Source organism: Amycolatopsis samaneae, from assembly GCF_039541975.1.
Classification (GTDB): domain Bacteria; phylum Actinomycetota; class Actinomycetes; order Mycobacteriales; family Pseudonocardiaceae; genus Amycolatopsis; species Amycolatopsis samaneae.
Genome location: NZ_BAABHG010000006.1, coordinates 112,395 through 137,455, shown reverse-complemented (window position 1 = coordinate 137,455; position 25,061 = coordinate 112,395). Strand labels below are relative to the sequence as shown.

General features: G+C 67.4%; 28 protein-coding genes, 1 tRNA gene and 1 pseudogene. 11 read left to right on the top strand and 19 right to left on the bottom strand.

The genetic code is table 11. The features are described from left to right. Together ABD987_RS17265 and ABD987_RS17260 are read left to right on the top strand one after the other, a co-directional pair. Positions 1–702 carry a response regulator transcription factor gene (locus ABD987_RS17265; protein WP_345393822.1) on the top strand — a complete coding sequence of 234 codons (702 nt, stop codon included), beginning with the start codon at positions 1–3 and terminating at the stop codon, positions 700–702. Continuing rightward, positions 699–1,745: a sensor histidine kinase gene (locus tag ABD987_RS17260; protein ID WP_345393819.1), complete on the top strand. Its 1,047-nt coding sequence runs from the start codon at positions 699–701 to the stop codon at positions 1,743–1,745. The genes ABD987_RS17265 and ABD987_RS17260 overlap by 4 nt, the downstream gene beginning before the upstream one ends. A 69-nt stretch (positions 1,746–1,814) precedes the next feature. On the opposite strand, the gene ABD987_RS17255 is transcribed toward ABD987_RS17260, so the two are convergent. Continuing rightward, positions 1,815–2,648 carry an SDR family oxidoreductase gene (locus ABD987_RS17255; RefSeq protein ID WP_345393816.1) on the bottom strand — a complete coding sequence of 278 codons (834 nt, stop codon included), beginning with the start codon at positions 2,646–2,648 and terminating at the stop codon, positions 1,815–1,817. 156 nt (positions 2,649–2,804) lie between these two features. Then, positions 2,805–3,866 (bottom strand): NAD-dependent epimerase/dehydratase family protein, encoded by a 1,062-nt coding sequence (locus ABD987_RS17250; protein WP_345393813.1) that lies wholly within the window; start codon positions 3,864–3,866, stop codon positions 2,805–2,807. 122 nt (positions 3,867–3,988) lie between these two features. Between ABD987_RS17250 and ABD987_RS17245 the strand changes: the two genes are divergently transcribed. Then, positions 3,989–4,483 carry a MogA/MoaB family molybdenum cofactor biosynthesis protein gene (locus ABD987_RS17245; RefSeq protein WP_345393810.1) on the top strand — a complete coding sequence of 165 codons (495 nt, stop codon included), beginning with the start codon at positions 3,989–3,991 and terminating at the stop codon, positions 4,481–4,483. Between the two features lie 81 nt (positions 4,484–4,564). Beyond that, a complete protein-coding gene (locus ABD987_RS17240) occupies positions 4,565–4,735 on the top strand; it encodes a hypothetical protein (RefSeq protein ID WP_345393807.1) in 171 nt (56 codons plus the stop codon). Positions 4,736–4,749: 14 nt separating this feature from the next. Here the strand turns inward: ABD987_RS17240 and mscL are convergent, their stop codons facing one another. The 4 genes from mscL to ABD987_RS17220 all read right to left on the bottom strand — a co-directional run bounded on the left by mscL (position 4,750) and on the right by ABD987_RS17220 (position 7,111). Beyond that, positions 4,750–5,154: a large-conductance mechanosensitive channel protein MscL gene (gene mscL, locus ABD987_RS17235; RefSeq protein ID WP_345393804.1), complete on the bottom strand. Its 405-nt coding sequence runs from the start codon at positions 5,152–5,154 to the stop codon at positions 4,750–4,752. A gap of 82 nt (positions 5,155–5,236) precedes the next feature. Beyond that, a complete protein-coding gene (locus ABD987_RS17230; protein WP_378214087.1) occupies positions 5,237–5,908 on the bottom strand; it encodes an SAF domain-containing protein in 672 nt (223 codons plus the stop codon). Positions 5,909–6,038: 130 nt separating this feature from the next. Continuing rightward, positions 6,039–6,386 carry an FmdB family zinc ribbon protein gene (locus tag ABD987_RS17225; protein ID WP_345393801.1) on the bottom strand — a complete coding sequence of 116 codons (348 nt, stop codon included), beginning with the start codon at positions 6,384–6,386 and terminating at the stop codon, positions 6,039–6,041. A gap of 134 nt (positions 6,387–6,520) precedes the next feature. Next, positions 6,521–7,111, bottom strand: coding sequence for a 5-formyltetrahydrofolate cyclo-ligase (locus ABD987_RS17220; RefSeq protein WP_345393798.1), 591 nt, complete (start codon positions 7,109–7,111; stop codon positions 6,521–6,523). 24 nt (positions 7,112–7,135) lie between these two features. Here ABD987_RS17220 and ABD987_RS17215 point away from each other — a divergent pair, with 24 nt between their 5' ends. The 7 genes from ABD987_RS17215 to ABD987_RS17185 all read left to right on the top strand — a co-directional run bounded on the left by ABD987_RS17215 (position 7,136) and on the right by ABD987_RS17185 (position 11,899). Next, positions 7,136–8,041 (top strand): UTP--glucose-1-phosphate uridylyltransferase, encoded by a 906-nt coding sequence (locus tag ABD987_RS17215; protein WP_345393795.1) that lies wholly within the window; start codon positions 7,136–7,138, stop codon positions 8,039–8,041. After that, a complete protein-coding gene (gene glp / locus ABD987_RS17210) occupies positions 8,038–9,339 on the top strand; it encodes a molybdotransferase-like divisome protein Glp (protein ID WP_378214088.1) in 1,302 nt (433 codons plus the stop codon). Before ABD987_RS17215 ends, glp begins: the two co-directional genes overlap by 4 nt. Before the next feature lie 8 nt (positions 9,340–9,347). After that, complete coding sequence (locus ABD987_RS17205) at positions 9,348–10,019, top strand: GNAT family N-acetyltransferase (RefSeq protein ID WP_345393792.1); 672 nt, start codon at positions 9,348–9,350, stop codon at positions 10,017–10,019. Positions 10,020–10,183: 164 nt separating this feature from the next. Continuing rightward, positions 10,184–10,987, top strand: a complete 804-nt coding sequence (gene sepX / locus ABD987_RS17200; protein ID WP_345393789.1) for a divisome protein SepX/GlpR — start codon at positions 10,184–10,186, stop codon at positions 10,985–10,987. 55 nt (positions 10,988–11,042) lie between these two features. Continuing rightward, positions 11,043–11,115, top strand: a tRNA-Ala gene (locus tag ABD987_RS17195). Positions 11,116–11,137: 22 nt separating this feature from the next. Beyond that, positions 11,138–11,395 (top strand): hypothetical protein, encoded by a 258-nt coding sequence (locus tag ABD987_RS17190; protein ID WP_345393786.1) that lies wholly within the window; start codon positions 11,138–11,140, stop codon positions 11,393–11,395. A 138-nt stretch (positions 11,396–11,533) separates the two neighbouring features. Next, positions 11,534–11,899, top strand: a complete 366-nt coding sequence (locus ABD987_RS17185) for a hypothetical protein (protein ID WP_345393783.1) — start codon at positions 11,534–11,536, stop codon at positions 11,897–11,899. Here ABD987_RS17185 and ABD987_RS44585 read toward each other — a convergent pair. The 13 genes and pseudogenes from ABD987_RS44585 to ABD987_RS17120 all read right to left on the bottom strand — a co-directional run. Then, a pseudogene (locus ABD987_RS44585) lies at positions 11,816–12,874 on the bottom strand (recombinase family protein); the annotation flags it as partial. The gene ABD987_RS17185 and the pseudogene ABD987_RS44585 sit on opposite strands and share 84 nt — an antisense overlap. Positions 12,875–12,904: 30 nt before the next feature. Continuing rightward, positions 12,905–15,001, bottom strand: a complete 2,097-nt coding sequence (locus tag ABD987_RS17175; protein ID WP_345393777.1) for a recombinase family protein — start codon at positions 14,999–15,001, stop codon at positions 12,905–12,907. Continuing rightward, positions 14,998–15,537, bottom strand: coding sequence for a helix-turn-helix domain-containing protein (locus tag ABD987_RS17170; RefSeq protein WP_345393774.1), 540 nt, complete (start codon positions 15,535–15,537; stop codon positions 14,998–15,000). Before ABD987_RS17170 ends, ABD987_RS17175 begins: the two co-directional genes overlap by 4 nt. Next, positions 15,521–16,609 carry a hypothetical protein gene (locus ABD987_RS17165; protein ID WP_345393771.1) on the bottom strand — a complete coding sequence of 363 codons (1,089 nt, stop codon included), beginning with the start codon at positions 16,607–16,609 and terminating at the stop codon, positions 15,521–15,523. Before ABD987_RS17165 ends, ABD987_RS17170 begins: the two co-directional genes overlap by 17 nt. A gap of 50 nt (positions 16,610–16,659) precedes the next feature. Then, positions 16,660–17,277, bottom strand: coding sequence for an antirestriction protein ArdA (locus ABD987_RS17160; RefSeq protein ID WP_345393768.1), 618 nt, complete (start codon positions 17,275–17,277; stop codon positions 16,660–16,662). 16 nt (positions 17,278–17,293) lie between these two features. Next, a complete protein-coding gene (locus ABD987_RS17155; protein WP_345393765.1) occupies positions 17,294–18,133 on the bottom strand; it encodes a replication-relaxation family protein in 840 nt (279 codons plus the stop codon). A gap of 166 nt (positions 18,134–18,299) precedes the next feature. Then, positions 18,300–20,477: a type IV secretory system conjugative DNA transfer family protein gene (locus tag ABD987_RS17150; RefSeq protein WP_345393762.1), complete on the bottom strand. Its 2,178-nt coding sequence runs from the start codon at positions 20,475–20,477 to the stop codon at positions 18,300–18,302. A 377-nt stretch (positions 20,478–20,854) separates the two neighbouring features. Continuing rightward, the gene (locus tag ABD987_RS17145) at positions 20,855–21,055 is read right to left on the bottom strand and encodes a hypothetical protein (protein WP_345393759.1); all 201 of its coding nucleotides are present in this window, start codon (positions 21,053–21,055) and stop codon (positions 20,855–20,857) included. Next, the gene (locus tag ABD987_RS17140) at positions 21,052–21,633 is read right to left on the bottom strand and encodes an MT-A70 family methyltransferase (RefSeq protein ID WP_345394758.1); all 582 of its coding nucleotides are present in this window, start codon (positions 21,631–21,633) and stop codon (positions 21,052–21,054) included. Before ABD987_RS17140 ends, ABD987_RS17145 begins: the two co-directional genes overlap by 4 nt. A gap of 235 nt (positions 21,634–21,868) precedes the next feature. Further along, positions 21,869–22,600 (bottom strand): hypothetical protein, encoded by a 732-nt coding sequence (locus ABD987_RS17135; protein ID WP_345393756.1) that lies wholly within the window; start codon positions 22,598–22,600, stop codon positions 21,869–21,871. Beyond that, complete coding sequence (locus tag ABD987_RS17130) at positions 22,597–23,682, bottom strand: hypothetical protein (RefSeq protein ID WP_345393753.1); 1,086 nt, start codon at positions 23,680–23,682, stop codon at positions 22,597–22,599. Before ABD987_RS17130 ends, ABD987_RS17135 begins: the two co-directional genes overlap by 4 nt. Beyond that, entirely contained in the window at positions 23,679–24,488 is an 810-nt protein-coding gene (locus tag ABD987_RS17125; protein ID WP_345393750.1) for a hypothetical protein, read from the bottom strand. The genes ABD987_RS17130 and ABD987_RS17125 overlap by 4 nt, the downstream gene beginning before the upstream one ends. 90 nt (positions 24,489–24,578) lie before the next feature. Continuing rightward, the gene (locus tag ABD987_RS17120) at positions 24,579–24,803 is read right to left on the bottom strand and encodes a hypothetical protein (protein WP_345393747.1); all 225 of its coding nucleotides are present in this window, start codon (positions 24,801–24,803) and stop codon (positions 24,579–24,581) included. Positions 24,804–25,061: the final 258 nt, after the last annotated feature.

The window sequence follows — 25,061 nt, the reverse complement described above, 5'->3', positions numbered from 1 at the left end:
ATGACCGAACAGCCCGGCCGGGTGCTCGTCGTGGACGACGACGAGACGGTCCGCGACGTCGTGCGGCGCTACCTCGAGGTCGCCGGATTCACCGTCGACATGGCCGGTGACGGCGCCGAAGGACTGGCGAAGTTCGCCAGCCGGGAACCGGACCTGGTCGTGCTCGACGTGATGATGCCCGGCGTCAACGGGCTGGAGGTGTGCCGCAGGCTCCGGCAGACCAGCCAGGTGCCGATCGTCCTGCTCACCGCGCTCGGGGAGGAGGAGAACCGGATCGCCGGTCTCCAGCTCGGCGCCGACGACTACGTCACGAAACCCTTCAGCCCCAAGGAACTCGCGCTGCGCGTGGCGTCCGTGCTGCGCCGCGCCCGGATGCCGAGGCCCCGGCCCGCCGCCGCGGAACTCGCCGACGGGAACCTCCGGCTGCGGATGTCCGCCCGGCACGCCACCCTCGACGGCGCCGAGCTGCCGCTGACTGTCCGCGAGTTCGACCTGCTCGCCTTCTTCCTCACCCACCCCGGCGTCGCCTTCTCGCGATCCGACCTGCTGGAGAAGGTGTGGGGCTGGGACTTCGGCGATCAGTCCACAGTGACCGTCCACGTGCGACGGTTGCGGGAGAAGATCGAACGGGACCCGGCGAAACCCGTACGCGTGGCGACCGTGTGGGGCGTCGGCTACCGCTACGACCGGGAACAGCCGTGATCGAGTCCGGCGAGTCCTTCCGTGCCATGCTGGAGCACGTCTGGCACATCCTGCCGGTCGCGCTGCTGTTCTCGCTGCCGGTCGCGGTGCTCGGCGGTCTGGCCCTCTACCTCCTGCGCCGCGGCTCGCTCGCCAGCAACCTCACCGTGCTCGTGCTGATCCCGGTGCTCGCCACCCTCGTCGGGGTGCTCGGCGTCAGCGGCTTCATGTTCACCCCGGCGCTGACCACGATGGCGCTGGTCTGCCTGCTGGTCGCGGTGATCACCGTGCCCGCCGCGATCGTGCTCGGCCGGACGATCGCACGGCGCAGCGTGTGGGAACGAGAGGCCCGCGAACGCGAACGCGCCGCCGAGGCCTCGCGCCGCGAGCTCGTCGCCTGGATCAGCCACGACCTGCGCAGCCCGCTGGCCGGGATCCAGGCGATGGCCGAGGCGCTCGCGGACGGCGTGGTGTCCGAACGCGCCGAGGTCACCGGGTACGCCCAGCGCATCGCGGGCGAGACCACCCGGCTGTCCGGGATGGTGGGCGACCTGTTCGAGCTGTCCCGGATCACCGCGGGCGCCCTGCGGCTGACCATGTCCGCGGTGCCGCTGCGCGACGTCGTGAGCGACGCGGTGGCCGCGCAGGCGCCGGTGGCCGAGCGCAAACGCGTGCGGGTGCTGGAAAACGCCGACGCCTGGCCGGTGGTCTCCGGCAGCGACCCGGAACTGGCGCGGATCGTGCGGAACCTGGTGTCCAACGCCATCCGGCACACCCCGCCGGACGGCACCGTCGCGGTCCAGCTCGGCGTGGACGGCGCGGACGCCCTGCTCGCCGTCGACGACTCCTGCGGCGGCATTCCCGACGACGAGATCGGCCGCGTCTTCGACGTCGCCTTCCGGGGCACCAGGGCGCGGACACCGGAACGTGGTGGCGAGGCGGGGGGCGGGCTGGGGCTCGCGATCGCCAAGGGCCTCGTCGAGGCGCACCACGGCCGGATCGGGGTGCTCAACCACGGGCCCGGCTGCCGGTTCGAGGTCCGGCTCCCGCTCGCCGCGCCCTGAGGCCCCGGATCCACCGACGACGGTGTACTGCCGTGACCGGGCTTGCCGCCGGGCGCCCGACCCGGTCGATCACCGGAAGCCGGTGAGGTTTTCGGCGGCCCACTGGCGGAACGTGCGGCCGGGGCGGCCGGTGATCCGCTCGGCGCTGCGCGTCGCCTCGGATTCGCCAGGCAACCGCGCCCAGTAGTCCAGCACCGCCTCGACCAGCGGTGCCGGGACGTGACCGCCCAGCTGCCGGGCCGCCTGAGCCCGGGTCGCTGCGCGCAGCTCGATCCCACGGCCGAGCAGCTCCGCCAGCGTCCGCAGCTGGTCACGGAAACTGAGCACCGCCGGCCCTCCCAGGCTGATCGTCTCACCGTCCAGCGTGTCGGTGGACAACGCCAGCTCGGCGACGTCGGCGATGTCCTCGGGATGGATGACGTCGAGCCGGGCGTCCGGGTACGCCTGCTCGACCGGACGTCCGGCGCGGACGGCTTCGGCCCAGCCCAGCGTCATGGTGGCGAATCCGCCGGGCCGCAGCCGGGTCGAGACGAACGGCGCGGCGAGCACCGCCCGTTCCACCAGCAGATGATGGCGGGCCAGCGCGTTGTGCTCGGCGTCGGGCAGGGTCACCGAGTCCGACGAAAGCAGCACTACTTTTCGCACTCCGGCCGACACCGCGGCGTCCACCAGTTCTTCGATGCCGGTCGGCTCGGCGTAGAGGAACACCTCACTGACGCCGGCCAGCGCGGGGGCAAACGTCGCCGGATCGGTGAGGTCGAGCTCGACGGCCGGGACGCCGGTGGGCGGGGTGAGCTTTTCCGGGGCACGGCTGGCCGCTCGCACGTCGTGGCCGGCCGCGTGCAATCGGCACAGCAGGCTGGCGCCGATACCGCCGCGAGCACCAGTGATCAGGATCGTCACGCGCTACCTCCGTGAGCGGATTCGACACTGTGACCACCCTCCACCGGCCCGTCGATCGAGTCCAACGAAGATCGCCGATCACACTGATCGGCCGGTGCGATCAACGCGGGAGGAGGAGCGGACCGCGTCGATCACCTCGGGGCGCCGGGAATCCCCTCAACCGCCGACCGGGTCGCGGAGCTCGGCGGTGGCGAAGTCCGCGATGCCTTCCGCGAAGCCGGTTTTCGCGGTGAACCCGAGCAGCTCCCTGGCGCGGGCGGGGTCGGCGACGACGTGCCGGACGTCGGCCGGACGCGCGCCGCCGACGATGCGAGGCGCCGGGCCGCCGCAGGCACGGGCGAGTTCCCCGGCCAGTTCGCCCACGGTGTGTGGCTCGCCCGAGCACACGTTCAGCGGGACGAGGTCGCCGGAGGGACCGTCGGCACGCAGGGCGAGCGCGTTCGCCCTGGCGACGTCGTGGACGTGCACGAAGTCCCGTCGTTGTCCGCCGTCTTCGAGCACCGTCGGCGCTTCGCCGCGCAGCAGTGCCGAGCGGAACAACGAGGCCACCCCGGCGTACGGCGTGTTCTGCGGCATCCGCGGGCCGTACACGTTGTGGTACCGCATCGCCCACACCGTGCCGCCGGTCTGCCGTGCCCACGCGGCGGCGAGGTGCTCCTGCGCCAGTTTCGTGGCCGCGTACGTACTGCGCGGCGCGAGTGGCGCGTCCTCGGGCACGAGCCGCCAGCCCAGCTCGCTCCCGCACCGGGGGCACCCCGGCTCGAACCGTCCACTGTCCACATCGGACTGACGGCGTGGCGCGGGCGGGACGATGCCGTGTTCCGGGCACGCGTACCGGCCTTCGCCGTAGACCACCATCGACGAGGCCAGCACCAGCCGCCGCACCCCGGCGGCGTACATCCCGGCCAGCAGCACCGCGGTGCCGTAGTCGTTGTGCAGCGCGTACGACGGCGCGTCCGAAGGATCGACGCCGTGCCCGACCACGGCCGCCTGATGGCACACCGCGTCGACGCCGTCCAGCAGCTCGGCGACGATCTCGGTGTCGGTCACGTCACCCCGCAGGAACCGGTGCCGCCGGGTGTAGGCGGGCGGGCCCGAGGAGCCGTGGGCCGTGGACAGCAGCTTGTCCAGCACCACGACCTCGTCGCCCGAATCGGCCAGCAGGTCAGCGATGTGGGAGCCGATGAACCCGGCCCCGCCGGTAACGAGAACACGCACACCCCGACGCTAGGGGCGCCGGGCGGCACCTACCCGGCGGAATCCGGCGATGTCACGGAATCGTCAGAAACAGCGGGCACCGGCACGAGCCGGAGCGTCCGAAACCGACTACGGTGGGTGCCATGGAACGGAGTGCACAACGGCTTGGCCGCGCCCTCGTGGTCATCGTGGACGACCGCGTCGCGCACGGCGAACACGAGGACAACACCGGCCCGCTGGTCACCGAGCTGCTCGAAGAAGCGGGCTTCATCGTCGACGGTGTCGTGGTGGTCGAGGCCGAGACCGCGGGCATCCGCAACGCGCTCAATACCGCCGTGATCGGTGGCGCCGACCTCGTGATCACCGTCGGCGGCACCGGGGTCTCGCCCCGCGACCGCACCCCCGACGCCACCGCCGGCGTGCTCGACCGCCCCATCCCGGGCATCGGGGAGGCACTGCGGGCCTCCGGGCTCGCCGCGGGCGCCGTCGACGCCGGGATCTCCCGCGGGCTCGCCGGGGTCTCCGGCAGCACCCTGGTCGTCAACCTCGCCGGTTCCCGCGCCGCCGTCCGTGACGGCATGGCGACCCTCTCCTCGCTCGTGCCGCACGTCATCGACGAACTGTCCGGCTTGGACTGACCGGCGCCGCGGGGAGGATCATCTCTCTGGAGTTTTCAAGCTGCGGATGGGCCCTGGTGCCCGAAGTGGGACACTGGGGCCATGCCGGACCCAGAACGCGGACGCCAGCACGCCCGTGAACGACGGCGGGTGGACGAGATCTTCGGGGACGTACTGCCCGAGACGACCTCCGACGAGCGGGGTCCCGAGCCGAGTGGCCCGGACCCCGACTCGTGGTACCTGGAGAACCGCCCGCCCCACCACGACCGCTGACGCGGTCACCGCGATCAGTTCCGGCCGTTCTGCTGCGCGCGCAGCAGGTCCCGGATCTCCGTCAGCAACTCGACGTCGGTCGGCTCGGACGGCCCGGCCTCCTGGCCGCGCTTGCGCCGCTCCTGCAGGTGCTTCACCGGCAGCACGATCGCGAAGTACACGACCGCGGCGACGATCACGAAGTTGATCGCCGCGTTGATCACGCCGCCGAAGTCCATGAACGTCGACTCGTTCGCGCTCAGGACCCGGAAACCGAGCCCCTGTGCGGCGTCGCTGCCGCCCACCGCGTTGATCAGCGGCTTGATCAGGCCGTTGGTGAAGGCGGTGACGATCGAGGTGAAGGCCGCGCCGATGACCACCGCGACGGCGAGGTCCACGACATTGCCGCGCATCAGGAAATCCTTGAAACCTTTGAGCACGCTGAACTCCTCATGACCGGGGACGGTGGCTCGACCGCCCCGCTTCCTCGGGGGACGCCGACACGCCGCGAGAGGGCGCGGGCTAGCGGAGAGTAACTGTTACCGGTCGTTCCAGCGAAGCAGCCGCGACCTGTGTCGCGACCGTCGCCGGGAGGGTCAGCAGCACCAGCGGGCCCTTCTCCGGCGGGCCGATCGAGCGTGCCCCGCCCGCCTCGGCCCGGCCGACGGTCACCACCACCGCCTGGCTGGCCAGCACCGATGCCGGGTGGCCCGCCTCGGTAGCGGCCACGACGTCGACGCGCTGGCCCGGCCGGAGCAGTTCGGCGACACCGGCGTCGGCCAGCCGGACCGGCACAGTGGACATCGACGGATCACCCGATCCGGGGATGCTCTCGCCCACCAAACGGACATCGGTGAGGGGCTCGCCCGCCCGTGCCGGACCGGCGAGCAGTCGCCCTTCGAGGACCCGGGGATCCCCGAGAGCGCCCGTGGGACGGAGCGGATCGGGCACCTCGGCCACCTTGACGTCGGCGGCGCGCAGCACCGTGCCCGCGGGAAGGTCACGGGCGGTGACGACGGTCGGTGTGGCGGGCGCCCCTCTCGCGGACGCCGGGAGCAACAGCGTCAACGAGCCGGTGAGCAGCAGACCGGCGGCGAGCCAGCGGCGGAGCGACCGGGCCCGGCGCCCGCGCAGCCACCCCGGTACGGGCAGCCTGGCAAGGGCAGGCAGATGAGTGCGAAGCAGTGCGTGCACGAAGTCCCCCTCGTCGGATCGGTGCGGCGTGGTGCCGCCTGAAACCGACGGTAGGGACGTCCCGGGGTCCGGCGAAAGGGCCGGATCCGCGAGCTGTGGACAACCGGGGTGTTGTGGATAACCCCGGTCGTCAGGAGGCGGCCGCGGCCGTTTTCGTCGTACCCGAGGAGGAGGATGTCGAGCTTGTGCTCGACGTGCTGGAGCTGGTGGAGCCGCTCGAGTCGGACTTGGATTCCGACTTCGACTCGGACTTGGCGCCCTCGCTCTTGGCCGAGGAGGCGGCCGTGCTCGACTTCGCCGAGTCACGCGAGTCGGTGCGGTAGAAGCCGCTGCCCTTGAAGACCACGCCGACCGAGCTGAAGACCTTGCGAAGCTGGCCGGAGCACTGCGGGCACTCGGTCAGGCTGGCGTCGGAGAACGACTGCACGGCTTCGAAGCGGTGGTCGCATTCCTTGCAGGCGTACTGGTAGGTGGGCACGGCTTGCTCCTTCACTGGCACTCGCTCTACAAGAGTGCTAACGCGATTGTGCTTCAGAGCATTCCTCCAGCGCAATTCCCCCGCTGCTCCGCGCCGATGCCCGGGGCGACGCGCCGTAGGCGGCGCTGCGACTTTCAGACTTCTGTGAACCGGACCACACCTCGCCCCGGCGTCAGCGCGCCGCGCATGCGGACGTCGTGCTCCTGGCCGGGCAGCAGCTCGACCAGTTCGTCGTCGCGGACGACCGCGAGCAGGTCCGCGTCGGGCGCGAAGACCAGCGAACGGTCGTAGAAGCCCGCGCCCCTGCCCAGCCGCACACCCCGGCGATCGACGCCGAGCGCGGGCACCAGCACCAGCTCGGCCTCGCCGACCGCCCGCGGCCCCAGCCGTGGCCCCGACGGCTCCCTGACCCCGCGAAAACGGCCGTCGACCAGCGTGTCCTCACCGGCATAAGCGGCCCACTCCAGCGGCCCCGGCACCGGGGGGACGATCGGGAGCAGCACCTTGGCACCGGCCGTGAGCAGCGCGTCGAGCAGCGCCACCGACCCCGGTTCGGTACCGAACGGCAGGTACGCGCACACCGTCCCGCGTGCCAGCGTGGCGGCCGTTCCGGCGAGCGCGGCGGCGTCGGCGGCACGCCGCTCCGGGGAGATCTCGGCGCGTGCCCGGGTGAGCCGGGTACGCCACTCCGCCTTGCTCGGGTGCTCATTGCCCAGCCCCTGCATGGGACCAGGTTAGGCTTTGCGCCCATGACGGGCGCTACGACCTCGCAGACGTTCCATACCGCCATCGTGCCTGCCGCCGGACTCGGCACGCGCTTCCTGCCGACCACGAAGGCGGTGCCGAAAGAGCTGCTCCCGGTGGTCGACACACCGGGCATCGAGCTCGTCGCGAGCGAAGCCGCCGCCGCGGGCGCGAAGCGCCTGGTGATCGTGACCTCGCCGGGCAAGGAATCGGTGGTCAAGTACTTCGAAGCGCGGCCGGAGCTGGAGAAGACCCTCGAGGCCAAGGGCAAGACCGCCCTGCTGGAGAAGGTCCGCCGCGGACCCGGCCTGATCGAGGTCGAGGTCGCGATCCAGGAGCAGGCACTCGGGCTCGGGCACGCCGTCGCGCAGGCCGAACCGAACCTCACCCCGGAGGACGAGGCGGTCGCCGTTCTGCTGCCGGACGACCTCGTCCTGCCCACCGGCGTCCTCGACCGGATGGCGGCGGTCCGCGCCGAACACGGCGGCAGCGTGCTGTGCGCGTTCGACATCCCCAAGGAACAGATCTCCCCGTACGGCGTTTTCGACGTCACCGACACCGGCGACGCCGACGTCAAACGGGTGCACGGGATGGTCGAGAAGCCGAAGCCCGAGGACGCACCCTCGACGTTCGCCGCGGCCGGCCGCTACCTGCTGGACCGGGCGATCTTCGACGCGCTCAAGCGGATCACCCCCGGCTCCGGCGGTGAGCTGCAGCTCACCGACGCGGTCGCGTTGCTCATCGCCGAGGGACACCCGGTGCACATCGTCGTCCACCGCGGCGGCAGGCACGATCTGGGGAATCCGGGTGGTTTTCTGCGTGCCGCCGTCGATTTCGCGCTCGAAGACCCCGAGTACGGGCCATCGTTACGTGCGTGGCTGAGCGAACGGATCGGGGAAGATCGGGCATGACGGACTCCCTCGACGCACCGACCGAAGAGCCCGGCATGGCCGAGGTGGCGGAGATTCCGGCCGAGCCGGGGGAGTTCCGCTCCGTCGACGCCCAGGTCGCACTGACACTGGACGCCGCCGTGCGCCCTCGGCCGGTGCGGGTGGCGATCTCCGAGGCGCAGGGCCTGCTGTGCGCGGAGGAAGTGATCGCCGAGCACGCCCTGCCCGGATTCGACCAGGCCGCCGTCGACGGCTACGCGGTGCGCAGCGTCGACGTCAGCTCGGCCGGTCAGGAACCGGTTCAGCTGCCCGTGGTCGGGGAGATCGCCGCCGGGTCCCGGCAGCCGCGCCGGCTCCAGCCGGGGCAGGCGGTGCGGGTGGACACCGGCGCGCCGCTGCCGACGCTGGCCGACGCTGTCGTGCCCACCGCCTACACCGACGGCCACCAGGCGAAGGTCACCGTGCACCGCCCGGTGCCGTCGGCGGGATACGTGCGACGCGCCGGCGAGGACGTCCAGATCGGCGATGTCGCGGTCCGCAACGGGGACACGATCGGCTCGGCGCAGGTGGGCCTGCTCGCCGCGGTCGGCCGGGCGAAGGTGTTGGTCTACCCGCGGCCCCGGGTGTCGATCGTGTCCGTCGGCGACGAGCTGGTCGACGTCGACCGCACCCCGTCGGTTGGGCAGGTCTACGACGTCAACTCCTACGCGCTCGCCGCGGCGGCACGCGACGCGGGAGCCGAGGTCAGCCGGGTCGGGATCGTGTCCAGCGATCCGAAACGGCTGCGCGAGATCGTCGAGGGCAGGCTCCTGATGTCCGAGATCGTCGTCGTTGCCGGGGGCGCGGGCGGCACGATCGGCGACGAGGTGCACGCCGCGCTGTCGGACCTCGGGCGGATCGACACGACGCGGGTGGCGATGCATCCGGGCTCGGTGCAGGGTTTCGGGCGGCTCGGCCCGGACTCGGTCCCGACCTTCCTCATTCCCGGCAACCCGATGAGCGCGCTCGTGGTGTTCGAGGTGCTGGTGCGGCCGCTGATCCGCGCGGCGCGGGGTACCCGCAACCCGCACCGGCGCGTCGTCAGCGCGAAACTGCTCTCGCCGGTCACCTCGACGAAGGGCAGGCGTGGTTTCCTGCGTGGCCAGCTGCTGCGGGACGAGGCCAACGGCGAGTACCTGGTGCAGCCGCTCGGCACGTCCGGCGCGCATCTGCTCGCCTCGCTCGCGGAGGCGAACTGCCTGATCAACGTGGACGAGGATCTCACCGAGGTACCGGCGGGCGAGCAGGTCAAGGTCACCTTCCTGGCGCAGCGGGGGTAGCGCGGCGGATGACCTCGCCCGTGTCCGGCGTGTCCTACCCGGTGGAAAGCAGACATCCCGGCTGGCCCGCCCGGCTCGGTCCGTTGCGCGTCGGCGCCGGCGTCCTCGCGGTGCGTCCGGTCCGGCTGCGGGACGCGGGCGAGTGGAGCCGGATCCGGCTGCGCGACCGCGAGCACCTGGAGCAGTGGGAGCCCACCGGGATCGGGCCATGGCCCGACCGCAACGCGTTCTGGTCGTGGCCCTCCCAGTGGGGCGCGCTGCGCTCGCTGGCCCGGCGCGGGCAGTGCCTGCCGTTCACCGTCACCGTCGACGGCCGGTTCGCCGGGCAGATCACTGTGGGTAACGTCATCCGGGCGTCGCTGCGGTCCGCGTGGATCGGGTACTGGGTGGCTTCGGACTTCGTCGGCGGCGGTGTCGCGACGGCCGCCGTGGCACTGGTGACGGATCACTCTTTCGGGCAAGCCGGGCTGCATCGGCTGGAGGCCACCGTGCGCCCCGAGAACGCCCCCAGCCTGCGCGTTCTGACCAAGGCGGGGTACCGGCGGGAAGGCCTTTTCGAGCGCTATCTCGACGTCGCGGGCGGGTGGCGTGACCACTACTGCTACGCCATCACGCAGGAGGAAACCGGCCACGGCCTGGTACCCCGGCTCATCGCCGCGGGACGTGCCGAGTACGCCTGACCGCGACTACGCCTCCGGTTCCGCGACGGCGTTACCACATTCTGTGAGATTCACCTAATCCGGTGAGGCCTTTCCGTGACCGAACCCGGCGAGCCTCCGCCCGTTCTGTTACTCCTGTGGCTAGCGTGACTTCAGGACAGGAAATTCGGGGGAGGTGACGGGAGATGCCCAGCTCCGTGATCATCGTCGCGCTCGCCGCGGCATGGCTCGTCGTACTCGTGCCCATGGTCGCCCGCAAGCGCCAGCAGGTCGCGCGGACGGCCGACTCCGCGCTCGCCGCACGGGTGGTGCGCAGCGGGGATGCACGCAACGAAGGACAGGAGGAGTTCGCCATGTCCGACAGCGCGAAGCCGACGGTGGAGGACGACCTCGCCGAGCTCGAAGCGGAACTCGACGCGGACCTCGAGGAAGAGGAACCCGAGTCCGATCCGCTGCCCCAGCCCACACGTGCCCAGCGCGCCGAAGCCGAGCGGCACGGCTACCGCCCCGGCCGGGGCGGCTTCGACCCCGAAGCCGCGGAGATCGCCGCCCGCGCGAAATACGCCTTCCGGCAGCGCGTCGTCGTCATTCTGCTCGTCGTCGCCGTGGCCACCGCCGCGGTCGCCGGGTTCCTCATCCCGCTCGTCTGGTGGGGCCACGCCGCCGCCGACGTCGCCCTCGTCGGCTACCTCGGCTACCTCCGCAGGCAGGTTCGCATCGAGAACGAGATCCGGCAGCGTCGCATGGCGCGCTTCAACAACACGCGCGCACCCCGCCGCCCCGCGGTCCACGAGGCCGACGAGGAGCCTGTAGTAGAGGACGTCGAGGTCGTCGCTCCCGTCCGGCGGGAGATCGTCGAACGCAAGCCGTCCCCGATGCTGCGTGCCCGCAGGCAGGCCGTCGTCGTGGACCTCGAAGACGAGGACCCCGCCTTCGTCGACCTCGCCGACCCCGGGACCAGGACTTTCCGTCGTGCCGCCGGGGAGTGACCCCCGGTGAACGGGGCTCCATGAGGCGCTGATACGCTCATGGAGCTTCAAACAAGGGGCTGTAGCGCAGTTGGTAGCGCGTCTCGTTCGCATCGAGAAGGTCAGGGGTTCGATTCCCCTCAGCTCCACACCACGGGTACCACTAGAACAGTGGTCCAATTCGATGCCCTGGAGCAGGGCTTCAACATCGTTTACGGCACGAGGGCCGTCTCCCGATCGGGAGACGGCCCTCGTGCCGTTTGCGGTGGTTGTCCGCGGTGCTTCGCCGCCAGGATCGGGTTTGTCACCCGCTCGGGGGCGCTGGTCGGCCTGAACGGCGTGGAGCGTGGCGAACGGCTCGCGGAGGTCGTGGTCGGTGACGTCTTCCTCTTCGACGAAAAGATGCTCGAAGAGCGCTTGGTTCAGTAGACGTCGCTGTTCGTCGTCGCACCGTAGGTACAGCTCCTGCGGGTTCTCGAGCAGGGTGAGGCAGAGTTCAATCAGGCGGGCGGCCTCGGCGAGGTTCTCGGTAGTGCCGTTGAGGCGGGCTGTCAGCCGCTCGCGCTGGTGGCCGATCGCGTAGAGCCGCTCCTTGATCTTCGCTTGTGGCATCCCGTCGTCGCCCTTGGCTGCCAGATCGATCAGGTTCTCCTCCTGAGCGTCGAGGTCGCGCAGTTCGGCGGTGAGCTGCTGGTGGAGGAGACGGCTGGCAGCCTGCTCGTCCTCGAGCGCCGTCGCGACGTGCGTCCTGACACCGGCGATGAAGTCGAGGCTGAACCGGACGGTGGCGTAGTGAGCCTCGATGGCTTCCTCGACGTGCAGGATGTTGAGGTGCGGAGCGCGACAGGTGCCGCTCTGCTTGTTTCGGCAGAAGAAGTACATGTACTCGGTGCCACGGGAGTTGACCGTGCGTTGGATGATCATCCGGCTTAGGCGGCCGGTCCGCTTGCAGCGGCCGCAGAACAGGGATCCCTTGAGGTAGTGGTGATGCACGCGACGGCGCTCCTTTGCGGCGGTTCGTGATTCGGCAATCTCTTGGACCTGCTCGAACAGGACCGGGTCGATGAGCGGCTTGTGCCGCCCGCGTACCTCCTCCCCCTCGTGCGTCACGTAGCCGATGTAGTAGCGGTCACGCAGCATCAGGGACAGCTTGTTAATCGAAACCCTCTTGGCCGGCCGTCGCGGCGTCGGGCGAGTACGCAGGCCTCGGTCGTACAGCTCCTCATCGAGGTCGGCGAGCGTGTACTCGCCGGTTGCGTACAGCTCAAAGGCCAGCTGGATAAGCGGGGCACGTTCGGGGTCGACGGCGATCGTGCGGATTTCGCCGCCCTCAGGCTTGGGTTCACGGACATTGAGGTAGCCGAGCCTGGCGACACCGACGCTACCGCCGTTTCGGACTTTCTGGCCCATCTTGTAGCTGATGTCCGCGCCGCTGGCTTCGGATTGGTACTGATCAACCGCGTGAATGATCGACTCGACCATGGTGGCCTCGGCGTTCTCGCCCATGTCGAGGACCGTTGATACGACGCGTGTGTTGACCTTCTTCAGATCCCGCTTCGTCATGCCAGCGTCCACGCTATTTCTAAAGACGCGATTGAAATGATAGACGATGACATAGTCGATGTCCTTCTGGGCCTTGACCCAGGCGACCATCTCCTGGAACGTCGGCCGCTTGTCGATGCTGGTGGCTGTACGACCCGGCTCCACGAACTCGCGCACGATATCCGCGTCCAGCGAGTCCGCCTTGCGCTTGCCCGCCTGGCGCTGCGCCGGAATCGAGATGCCTTCGGGGTTGTAGTCAGTATTGACCTGGCCTGGCGTTGACACGCGGAGGTAGAGGACTGCGCGTTTTCGACGCTCACCAACGGCCTGCTTTGCAACGCGGCGGTTGAGCGCTTGTTCGGTCATGGGACCTCCCTTCTTTAGGTTCGTTGAGTCCTAGTAGCTGATCAAGCGTCGGACGGCTGAGTGTCCGAGCTTGAGTTGGTGGCGCCTGCGAACAACGTGCCGTTTGACCGTCGTTCGGTGTATGTGGAACTGGCTGGCAAGTTGCGACTGCGGTGCGCCAGCATCGTGCGCGCGTATAAGTACTTCGGTATTATGGGAGGATAGGCGGTGATTTGGTCTTACAAGTGATCGCTTCATACCGGAGTCTTTGTCGCTCTCTGGCGACATAGTCACCTTGCTTGAGTTGGACCTGAGTCGTTGCGCTATACTCCCCTCGTTTTCGTAGAAATCAAGTAAACGTAGTAGCTGTGGTCGCGGGTTCGAAAGCTGTTCAATTAGGGTGCAAGGTTGGCATGAGAAACCCCCAGAACTATTCCGATCTGGGGGACTCCCTACGGGTAACCTTGGCTTCTCCATAGATGTCAGGGGTTTGAAAGAAGCGTTTTTGGCAGCCCTTCGCAGGTCGCTCTGAAACAAGAAGTCGTTGGCGGGTCCGTTCGAGTCTGCGACTTGATAGCGTTGGAGGATCTCGGCCATCGAGACTTGAGATGCGCCCTCGTCTGGCTGGTTGCCCTTTGGCTCGGCCGTTCCCATCGAACCAAGGAGCGTGTCGAATGGTTTGGCGTACACGGGGCGAACCTGTTCTTCTTCGATGTAGAGGCACGTAAACATTGCCTGGTTTAGGAGACGGCGCTCTAGTGGCCCTGCAGCGACGTAAACGTTGTGACAGTCCGGAAGAAATTCAAGAACGGTCGCCAGGTGGCGTTCGGCGCGTGCATCGTCTGCGTGAGCCGAGGCGAGGCGTTGTTCGACATCGGCCAACTGCCGGCCTACCTCTGTCTGCTCACGGCCAATGCGGTCCATCGGGAAGGCTCCACTGTAGACAGCCTCGATGAGCCTGTCCTGCTTCGCCACAAGTGCCCTGCGTGTCTCTTCGAGAAGCTTGCGCTCCAGCGTCAACTCTTGCCGTTGTTCTGACAAGATCTCGCGGAGATTCACCTCGAGCTGATCTCGTGTGGTCCTATCAAGTTGAATGGTTGCCCAGTGGTCTTCGACGATCTTCTCCACCAGGCTGATCAGCATAGCCTTCCGAGTGCAGCGGGTTCTCTTCTCATGTCGCCCTAGGCACGAGAAGTAGGGGTACACCGTGCCGTACCGGTTCTTGGCCATGGAGACGATCAGACGGCTTCCGCAGTCGCCGCAAAGGATGCTGGACTTCAGGTAGTGCCGATGGCTGCGCTGCTTCTCGCCCACGGCATGGGCGGAGAGCACGTCTTGGACTTGTTGCCACGTCGAGACGTCGGCTAGTGGTGTGTGGCGTCCGGGGTGGGTGACACCGCGATACACAACCATCCCCTTGTAGTAGGGGTTGGTCAGGATTGACTGCAGGACGTTCGGCCTTACTGGGCGAGACGCCACCTTCGGCGTCTGACGGCTCCTTAGGCCGCGACGCTCAAGTTCATCTGCTAAGAGCCGGATAGTCCACTCACCAGTTGCAAAAGCTGTGAAAGCCCACGAGATGAGAGGTGCGCGGTCGGGGTCGACAACAACCGTGCGCTCCTCGCGGCCCTCCGGCGTCATCCGGCCGACGTTGAAGTAACCGATAGGAACTTTGCCTGGCGTGCCACCGGTCTTGGCCTTCTGGCTCATGCCTTTGTGGACTTCGGTGGCAAGGTTGTGCGAGTAGAACTCGGCGATCGACGACATGATGCCATGGAGAAGCATGCCGGACGGCGTCTCGTCGATATTCTCGGTGGCTGACACCAGTTGGGCACCGGACTTCTTGATCGCCATCGTGATCGCGATGTCATCCACCCTGTTGCGTGCCAGGCGATCCACCTTGTGGACCAGCACGTAGTCAACGCGATGTTCGATCAGATAGACCAGCATCCGCTGCAGATCCGGCCGATCGGCGGACTTCGCCGACTCTCCCGCGTCGACGAACTCGGCGGCGATGCCAGCGCCCAGATTCTGCGCCTTGCGTTGAAGTGCTTCCCGCTGCGCAGGAATCGAGAAACCCTCAGCCTGGCCGCCCTTCTCGGCCTGGTCCTTTGTGGACACCCGCAGGTACGCGACCGCTAGCTTCATGGTCGTCGTACGCCTGACCGTTGGTCTTCGTTGAACGTGGTGCGCTCCGCCGCGCGCTGGCGACAGTAAGCGGCCATGTCATCGCGCGCATCTTCGGGCAAGTAGCCGTACTTGGCGGCCAGATATGGGGCGATGCTTGGAAGTTCCTGCGTCGTGACATACCCAGCCATAGCGAACAAGTCAGCCAGCGGCACCTCAAGAGCGTCGGCCAGGTGCTTCAGACGCCCAGGATTCGGTGCGTGGATGCCACCCTGCTCCAAGCGAGTCACTGTGCCGCTGTCGATGCTGGCAAGCGCAGCGAGCTTCCGGGCGCTATAGCCTCGCTTCGTACGTAGTTCTCGAATATATTTGCCAAACCGGCGTGCAGCATTGTCGTTCATGTTCGCGTATTTCTCCGTTATCTGTTTTCCTATTTTACCTCCGTTTCCGCTAAAAATCGTCCCTTGTTGCAAATTGTGCAACAGTATCCAATATCCTGAAGTGGCCGCATATTTCGACGCTGCGCGGGCGACGCCCGCGCTAGCGCATGAAGACATGGAACTTTCCGTTGAGTTCCACGACATCCCATGTCGCGCGCACCGTCGCTTCGAGCTTCTCTTGGTCGTAGGACACGAAGTCCTCGAAGCCCCATCGCTGCTCGGCTTCCGTGACCGCGGCTCGGAAGTTGGGGAACTCAGTCAGCTCGTTGAGCAGCTCATCCATGCTATCGAAGCTGCCCATGCGCAGGTCCAGGAAGTTCTGGATCAGGGTGTCGCTCGACGGGTCTACATCGGACAGTCGCAGGAAGGCGCGGAAGGCGTCGCCGTGCTCGCGGATCCCTTGAGCAACCTGCGGGTTGTCCGCGGACTCGACCGGTTCCTCACCAGGCGGCTCGGTAGGTCCGGTGGCACGCTCCGTCTCAGTCAAGTACTGCTCGAAGCGCGTGATCCACAAATCCATGTCCGGTGCCCGCCATGCTTGCTTTCTCAGCGACTCGCACTCTTCGTGGAGCCGGCCCCGGTAGGCCTGGCCAGTCCGAAGGAGCCGTTCAAACTCAGAGTCCGGCGGCAGCAGCGGTACGAGGATCACCGCGATGACCTCGGCGACGTGCTGCGGGATGGCACCGCCCTCGGCATCGGCTGCCGCGAACGAGATGCGCAGGTAGGCGCTGATCTTCTCCAGCGGCGTGCTGTCGGGGTGAACCTCCAACGCCTCGAGTTGTTCCTTAGCGCCAGGCGTACCTGACTGGTCGGGCGTATCTGTCGCCTTGACAAGGTATTTGCCGAGGTGGTTGGCCCACTCGCGTATCTCGGAGTCGTCGGTGGTGGCGTAGATGACGACCAGTTCGCTGACCATCGCGTCTCGGTCGGCGCGGCCGGTCACCGCGTAGTGATGGAGGGCGCCAGGACCGTTCAGACGGTTCGCGAGAGCGCGGGCGATGGTCCGGGCGCCCCACTCGGGGAGTTCGCCCTGTGAGTACCGCACCTCGGCGATGGCGTCCCAGATGACGTCTCGCAGCGCGTCCGGCTGGTCGATGCTGCCGGTCAGATCGATCTCGCTCGGATTGAGCTTTTCACGCTCAGGGCCATGGTTGTCGCGGTCGTGTGGTTCGTGTGGATGTTGTTCCAATATGTACCTCCTTTCGATGTGAGTGGTTGTGAGATGAGCGGCTGGCCGTGCTAACGGACAAAGACGTGCACGGTGCCGTCGTCGTCCTTGGCGAGGTACCAGCTGGCACTGGCGTCGTGGGCGACCGCCTGGTAGTCGATGACGACGTACGGCCGCAGCAGCTGGTCGGTGATAGCTTTGTCGAGTTGGCGGTCCCAGCCCAGGCTTTCGGTGAGGGACCGTGCCCAGGCCTCTTCTGATGGATAGCTGCCGACGTAGCGGTCGGAGAATTCACTGAGCTGTTTGTCGCTGCTGGCGACGTGCCGTACCCATGCGACGTAGGCGTCGCCGTGCTCCGCGATGCCAGAAGCGACGCGCGAGAGGAGCGCAGTGTCGGTGACATCGGTGAGGTCCAAGCCTGCGAAGTCCTTGGTGGCGCGAATCGCCCAGGTATCGGCCCCCGGGACGGGCGAGCTTGCCAACATGGCCGCGATGTCGGCGTCGAGGTCAGAAGCAGGTTGGTTCGCGTCGATCCAGAGGCCGTGCTGGATGCCGCGGGCGGCGCTGGCCACATCCGCTGCGTAGATGCGTGGCCGGTAGCGGCGTTCGTGCTCGGCTTCGGGCTTCGGCTGCTCCGCGGCGGAGCGCCCGGCGCGGTCGTCTTCTCGTTCGTGTGGTTGGTGTTCCATTAAGTAGTTCCTCCTTTCAAGATGAGTGGTTGCTGTTTGGGTCGGCGGCCGGCGGCGGGTCCGGCACGCCGCTGGTGATGAGCTGGCCGAACTCGTCGGCGGGTACTACCCGGAAGAGACCAGGCTGGATGGCCTTGTCGGTGTCGAGTGCGGCCTGAAGGGCGCGTAGGCGGGCCTGGTCGGGCACGACCCACACCACCGCCGGGAAAATGCCGTGGCGGGCCTGGTGGGCGCCAGTGGCGGCATATCGTTGGTAGCTCTTGGCTTTACGCACCACGACCGTCGGGTGCTCGGTCGCGAGGTCGGCCTCGAGATACCAGTGGTCCTCGTAATCGCCGCTGGCCGTGATGGCAAACAGGTCGGGCTTGAGCCACTCGGGTGTGCCGTGCGGGCCAGCGAAGGACCGCCAGCAGGACGGCTCGGTCTCGACGCTAACCAGTTCGATCGCGTCCGTCCGGTGGAGTTCGTGGAGAACCACGGCGAGTTCGGCCGTAGCCAGCGTGTGGGTTGCAAACGTCACTCCCGGCTCGACGAAGCGGCGGCGGTACTTCTTGCCTTGCCTGGTGCGGACCAGCCGTTCGCCGGTGGCGCCGAGCTGCCAGGTGATGCCTGACGAGCCCGCCCGGACACCGCCGATACGCCGGTTCAAGCGGACCGCCAGGTTCTTTGCCTCGAGCCGGCCGAGCACCCGCATGACCGCGCCCGACGCGGCTCCAAGGCTGGCGTGACCTTCGGCGAAATGCAGTCGGCGAATCTGAGCGGTGCTGAGCAGCCGATGGGCGCTCAGCGACTGCAAGATTGACAGGTCGCGTTCCGACAGCTCGGCGAGCAGGTTGGTGACGTCCGTCGGGCTCATCTGCCACCCCCTTGGCCGCGCCAGTGACCCCCGCATCGGGGGTCAGTCCCATCCCGATGCGGAAGAGGTAGCGGGGGTGAGCTGGGCGGATGCGTCGATGTGGTCGTCACGAAGAGACGGGCGAAGATAGGGGCGAAGACAGGACGTCGGTTGTCTTGTTGTCGTTTCATGACTTCCTCCGCTTCCGTCCGATTCGTTCGATCGGTCGAGGTGCTTCTTTGAGCGGGGAGTCGGCTTCCGACTCAGATGCGGACGCGGCGCTGGGTTGTGGGATCGGGGCGTAGTTGGCTTGGGAGGCGGCGCGGACCACAGCCGGGTCGGTCGTGGCGGGAGGCGGTGGCAGCGTCTTCACGAGCGCCCAGCCGGAGGGGTGGCCGTCGGCGACAAGGTTGGCGTAGGCGTGGTAGCGCGGCAGGGACATGAAGTCCTCAGGCGTGAGGTCCCGGGTGAGTTTGGCGGTGTCCCGAGCGTCCTCGTACTCTGTCGCGAACTGGATCTTTGAACGGGCGTTCATGTCGACTGCGCGAGCAAGCGGCGGCGGGAACTGGGACCGGAACTGTGCGGCGAGAAACCATCCCACGCCGAGCGAGCGGGACACGGCGAGCGCGTCGGCCATCGAGACCGGGAGGTTCAGAAAACGGGGAGCCTCGTCGATGAAGATCGTGGCCGGGTTCTGGCCGGTAGTTGGATCGCTGGCGCGTTCCTGGGTGGCCTGCCAGATGTCGGCGACGATCAGGCTGCCGAGTAGTCCCGCCGTGCCAACCCCGACCAGACCTTCGTTGAGCGGTATCAGCACAATCTTGTTCTCACGGAACATGTCTCGCAGACGGAAGCGCCCCTGCTTCTGATCCAACATCCGAACGAGCGCCGGGCGCAGCAAGAATTGTCTGAGCTTATTGAGTGGCGCTGCGACGGCCGCAGCCTGCGCTTGGGGCGTCTGTTCGTTGTACCAAGCCCAGAACCCGGCGAGTGCCAGGTCGTTTTGGATGCGGCCGACCTGGGTTCGCCGGAACTTCGGATCAGTCAGCAGCCGAGTCAGGTCGACGAGGGTGGCCGGTTCTGAGGGCGTGCTGGCTCTGGCCAGCGTCCGGAGACAGGCCGAGAAGATGTCCTGGGTTCTGGGACCCCAGCCGTCGCTGAAAACGGCCGCGAAGACGGCCAGGATGCCGTCGACCACCACGTCGGGGTCGCGCTGGCCGACGTCGAGCGGGTTGAAGCCGACCGGTGTGGCGTCGCCGGCATTGAGTTCGACGACGTCATTGATGCGCTCTTCCGGGATCCGGGCCATGAGGTCGTCGATCAGCTGCCGTTTCGGGTCGAGTACGGCGACGGCGCGTCCGGCAGCGATGTCGGCCAAGATCAGGTGCTGCAAGGCGATGGTCTTGCCGGAGCCGCTGGGACCATAGGCGATCCCGTGGTAGGTCTGGTCTTTCGCTGAGATGCCGAGCAGCCGGTCATCACCCGGCGCGGCGCTTCTGGCAAACACCCGCGGACCGGTGTGTACACCCTGGGCGGCCCGGAGTGCTTTCGGATGCAGCGGCGGCAGGCCGGGCAGTTCCCCTTCGCCGATGGGCCAGGCCAACAGCCCCACCAACTCGTGTGCCGCCAGGTGCAGCGGCCATCGCCACGGTAGGTGGGCATGGTTGAGGGCGTGTGCCTTCTCCGGCACCAGCCGTACCTGGACGCCGGGGCTCCGTGCCGTCGAGATTGCGCTGAGTACACCGGTGATGAAGCGTCGGCGCCGATCCACATCGGGACTGGCGGCACCGAGCCGGATGGTGGCACCGAAGCCGCTGCGGGAGAGTCGCTCCTTTATGCGCTGCCGTGTTTCCGGACCTGCCGGTTGTTCGCCGGCGGTAAGCGCTTCCAGCAGACTGCTCCCAGGCGCTGGTGCGTTCTTTGGGAGTGTCTTTGGTGCGTGGCGTGGTCCGAGCACCAGCTGGAGGACCAGGCCTTCGCTGGCGTGAAATCGCACTGCCAGGGCCGAGAGCAGCGCGCGGGTGGTCGCCTCAGCCGTATCGGCCAGAAGTGGCAGGCGTGGGGGTTCTAGCCGGAGCTGTCGAGCGACGGCGACCGCGGGACGAAGGTTCGGTGCTGAGGCAGACGCGCCGGTAAACACGGTGCCAGGCAGCAGATCACCGAACAGGCGCCTGAGGGGATGGATGTCGCTGGCCCGGCAGCCGAGCAGATGCCAGGTTCCGGAGTCGTCGGCGCGGGCCTCGAAGATGACCCGCGCCTCATCACGGTCCGAGGCCAGCCGTTCCAGCAACCGGACGACAGCGGCAAGTTCAAGCGGGCGAGGAAGATGCAGCTGGGAGAAGACGAGAGACGTGGGGTCAGCCATCCTGATCACCGCCTTCTGGTGTGGCTGGCGGCGTATCGGATGTGGTGGGTGGGTGGATCGCGGTGGACTGGGCCTCGGCTTCGCGGGCGGCCTCGGCCATGGCAAGACCAAGCAGCGCTCTGGAGAGCTTGCGTACGTCCGGGGTTTCCCGGCGAACGCTACGGACAGTTAATCGGCGTTCTCGACGCTCCTTTCGGTTGGACTTGTTCCTGTGGGCTGGGGTCATAGATCACCTCGCTTTCTTGGCGTCGTGCGCGTGCTGCATAAATTCAGCGCTCCGCAACGATTTAACTTATTACCTATTTTGGACGAAACGTCAACAATGTTTGTTAATTTAACAACGCGTACGCCTGAGGTGCGTCGGTCTTCTACATCGGTCACCACCGGGAGCGTCGCCACTGAATGAACTTGACGACGCACCAAACCAGGGCGACGAGTCCAAAGCCGCCAACCAGCCAGGGCACGACAGGCTCAAGGAACGTGATTGCCAGGTTCAGCGCGATACTTGCGCCGAGCAAGACGAGACTGGCATGCAGCAGCCACGAAATGGGGTTCTTCATGCCGCCCTTGTCGTTCACCTGACACCTCGCTCACTGCTCCGGTCGCTGGGAACGGGGTAGCCGGGGATGGAGATGTCCGGCGTTACCTCGTTGCCCCACACTGACCAGTCCGCATTGGACGGAGGCCGGCGGCGCGCGAACAGCTCCAGGTAAGGGCCGGGAGACACCCGCTCGATGAGGGCGTACTGCTCTTCGGGCTTGTGCGAGTGATCCTGAACCGGAGCGTTGAGCCAGGTGGGCTGGGAGCGGAACCGTACTGGCGCTTTGCCGCGGGTGCAAAACAGCAGGTGCTCGGTGGAGTTACGCAGATAGTGGCCGAGCCCGAGGGAGAACTTTACCCAGGTCAAGGGCGAACGCACCGTGAATCCCCAGCTTTCGGCGACGTCGTAGCCGTCCCGCAGTGTGGCGTTGGTGGTCCAGATCCACAAATGGCTTTCGCCTGTGGCGAGCTCAGTGACGGGCATACCCTTGATCCGTTCCAGGGTCATGAGCGGGTAGTGGCGGATGGCACCGCGACTGCCGGTCTGGTGGGTATTCCATGGCGGGTCGGCCAGGATCGTCCGGAACCGCTTCGTAGTGGAGGTGGCCTCCTTCATAGTTGTCACGCATGACGCTCCTTCCTTATTTACCCTTGTTGTTCGGTGCTTTGGTTGGTGCCGCGATCGACCTGTCGGGCACGTGCCTAGTTATGCGCGAACTCGGCGAGAAGAGAAACCATCGGTTCGGTCGAAGCTTCGGGCGAATATTCGACCGAACCGATGGGCATCTTTGGGGGTCAGACTGCGTACCTGGGACAGGCCTGGTGCACGGCTAAACTTGTTGTGGAATTGACTACGGGTTGGCAGAGGAAGCGGTCGGGCTACTCCCATCGCGGAAGGCGGTCAGGCTGGCGAAGACCGCCTGCGCTACCGCTCCGGGAGGGCTATCCCAGCTGATCGGCGTCACCGTGATGTTGCCCGGGAGGACGCCATCGGGCAGATGGCTTCCCAGAACGACGGCATGCACCGCGCCGGGGAACGCCGCCAGTTCGGAGAGCACCTGCCCGGGTTCGGCGTCGAGAAGCAGGAAGTCGGACAGGATGATCAACGTCGTCGCGTGCTGCGGATACCGCCGGGCAAGGGCGACGGCACGTTGGAGACTCGGCTCCAGGACGCTTGTACCCGCGCTGTCTCGAGGTTCGCGAAGACCCGCTCGCAAGCGGCGCATGCCACGCCGCGTCAGCGAAACTGGCGGTACGTCGCCGCGGCAGGGCGAGTCGAAATGCAGCACGGCACCCCGTTCGCGTCGCGAACCTCGTCTCGCCACCACGCGAAACGCGTGCTCCGCTTCGGCGTACCGGCCGGACAGTGGATCATTGCCGCCGCGCCCGGTCACTGAGCCGGAGTCGTCGAACAGGGCAATGAGGAGCGTCGGCGTCGGGGACGGGTTCCCGGGGTCGCCGAGTTCGTAGGGGACAGCATCGGGCTCAGCGGCGCGCTCTTGCTCGATGAGCGACGCTGGCGCGGCGCCGGCGAGCTGGCAGGAAAGGAGAGCCCCGGGAAGCAGGCGGGAGGGCAGGATCATGCCGCGCCTCCCCGCCGCGGCCGCCGTCCGATCACCCCGCCTTGCTCACCGGCCGGAAAGCCATGTCCGAGGACCGCAGGATTCCTTACCTGGATGCGCCAGGACAGCGAGTCCATGTGGTGCGCGGCAGCCTGGCCACGCAGTGCGTGTTCATCCGAGAGCGAGTTGGCGGTGACCAGTGCCCTCGCCCGCTGCTGCATGGCCTCGGAACTGGCCAGTTCGAGGTGCCGGGCTTCGGCGTAGCGAACCCGCTTAGCGAGCGTGTCCAGCAGATCGGCGACGTCATCGGTGGCCGAATAGCCGAGGAGACCGGACGCGAGAGCCGTTGCTGCCGCGAGCAAGCCGAAGGTTGTTCCGGCCGCGCTGCCGTCGGTGGAGGCCCGGAGCGTGCCGACGCCGATGGCGATGAAGCCGACGACGGCTATGGAGACCAGGCCGGTCAGGGCGACAATGCCCATACCGCCACCTGGACCGGCGAAGAGTTGCTGGTAGCGACGTTCGTCGTCGGTCAGATGTTCCGGCTCGCGCTGCCGCGCCCGAGCCAGTCGAATGCTTCGTAGCTCCGCGCCGACAAGACCGGAGCAGATGCCGGCAACGCCGGAAGCCAGCGCAAGAAGCAGGGCAATGTAGACGATGTCGCCGTTGATGACCGCTGCTGACCACACTCCGCCGGTGTCGCCCAGCCAGAGAACAGGAAGCCCCACCCAGTACCGCAGTTTGGCGCCGGACGACCGCTTGACGTGCTGCAGCAGGGTGCGGACAGCATGCTGGTGATCGGCATGTGCTTGCCGCACCTGGTTCTCGCTCTCTTGGAGCAGGAACTCGGTCGCCGCGGCGGCCGGCGTATGGGCCGCAGCCTGTGCCTGATGCGGCCGTGCATTGCGCTCGCCCTCGGCTGCCCACAACGCGTCCTGTTCATCCGCGAGGGCCTGGTACTGGTGCTGCGTGTAGGTCGTCCCGACATGTCCTGGCCGCGGGCATGCGGCCGCGTTGTCGAGCCGTGGCAGCGTGACGGCGTCGGCTTCCCGCTGCCAGGCAGCAGTCTGGTCGGTTCGCCTGCGCGACGTGAGTAAAGGGGTCATCGGCCAGCCACCGCGTAATCGGTGACCGACACGCACTGCGCCGCCGCGGTGCGTTGGCACAGCGCGTCGTAGAACGCCACCAGCCCGTCGACCACGTCCGACCGGGGCGGATCGCTGGCCACCCGGCCGAGCCCGGCAACCACGACCGATGCACCCGGCAACTGCGGCACCGCGACTTTTCCGGCCAGGTGGGCCGCCTGCTCCTTCGTGACGGCGCCCTGGTCTAGCGTGATGTTGATGTTCTCAAAGCCGTCCGTGAGCAAGTGGAGGTGCAGTTTGTACGGTGCGCCGACCTGGGCGATCCACTCACTGGCCAGCCGGTACTCCGCGCTGATGTCCGTCCCATTGGTCGGCAGCGCCTTCACGGCCTTGCCGTAATTCCCGCGGACCGTCGCCATGACGTCCGTGACCAGCGCAGGGAGTTTCTTCAGTCGGGCGTTGTCGGTGGCACCGTCGAGGCGAAGCGGCTTGTCGATGAGGATGACGGTCGCGGCGCTCGTCGCCGAGAAGACACTGACCCGCAGACGGCCGCCGCAGACTGCGGTGGTCCGCACGATCTGCTCGGTGGCGCGTAGCCGTTCCTCGGCGATGGTGTCTGAGGCACTCGAGCCGCTGCCATCCAACTGGACATCGGCGGCCGGCGGGGCGGCCGCGTCGCACGTGGCGAGGACTTGCTGGTCGGCAGCCAAGGCACCGGACGAGGTCGTCGGGCCGCTGCAGGCTGACAACGTGGTCGCCGCGGCGGCAATGATGACGGCAGTGGCGGAGCAGACGGCAATCTGCCTGATGGACGGTCGGTACGACATACGGGGATCCCTTCTGTTTGGTGTCGTGGTGGAACTTGGCGGTCGCCGAGGGGCTGTCCAGCAAGGCCGAACAGCCCCTCGGCGAGATAGCTACTGGGTCGGGTTGACGTTCGGACCCCGCTCCGGCTTGTGTCGTCGCTTGTGCGCGAGGCGGGTTCCGCGCTTCTCCTTGACCTCGTTCCGCACTGGTAGCGGAGCGGCAGGCTTGCTTGTGCCGTGCAGTTCCTTCTCGAGCGCGGCCAACTCGGCTACCTGCTTGGCCAGTTGGGCGCGTTCGCTTTTGCGAATCAGCTTGGTATAGCGGTTTCGGGGCACGACTGACTCCTTCACTGGTTGTGGGCGGCGAGCGAGTGCTCGGAGGCGGCGGTCCGGGGCGGAGCCGGTGACCGCCGTCGGTGGCGCACAACCAACGTGACACGAGCCAAGTGAAGGGGAAAGTGTTTGCCGCCTTGTCCCCGCGAAGTCCCCGGCGCACGCCAAACCGCCTGGTCAGAGCCTTGTGTCGCGTGGGGACAAATCGGGGACATTGCCGGGGACGAGCAGCCAAAGAGACGTGAAAAGCCCGCTCCTTCG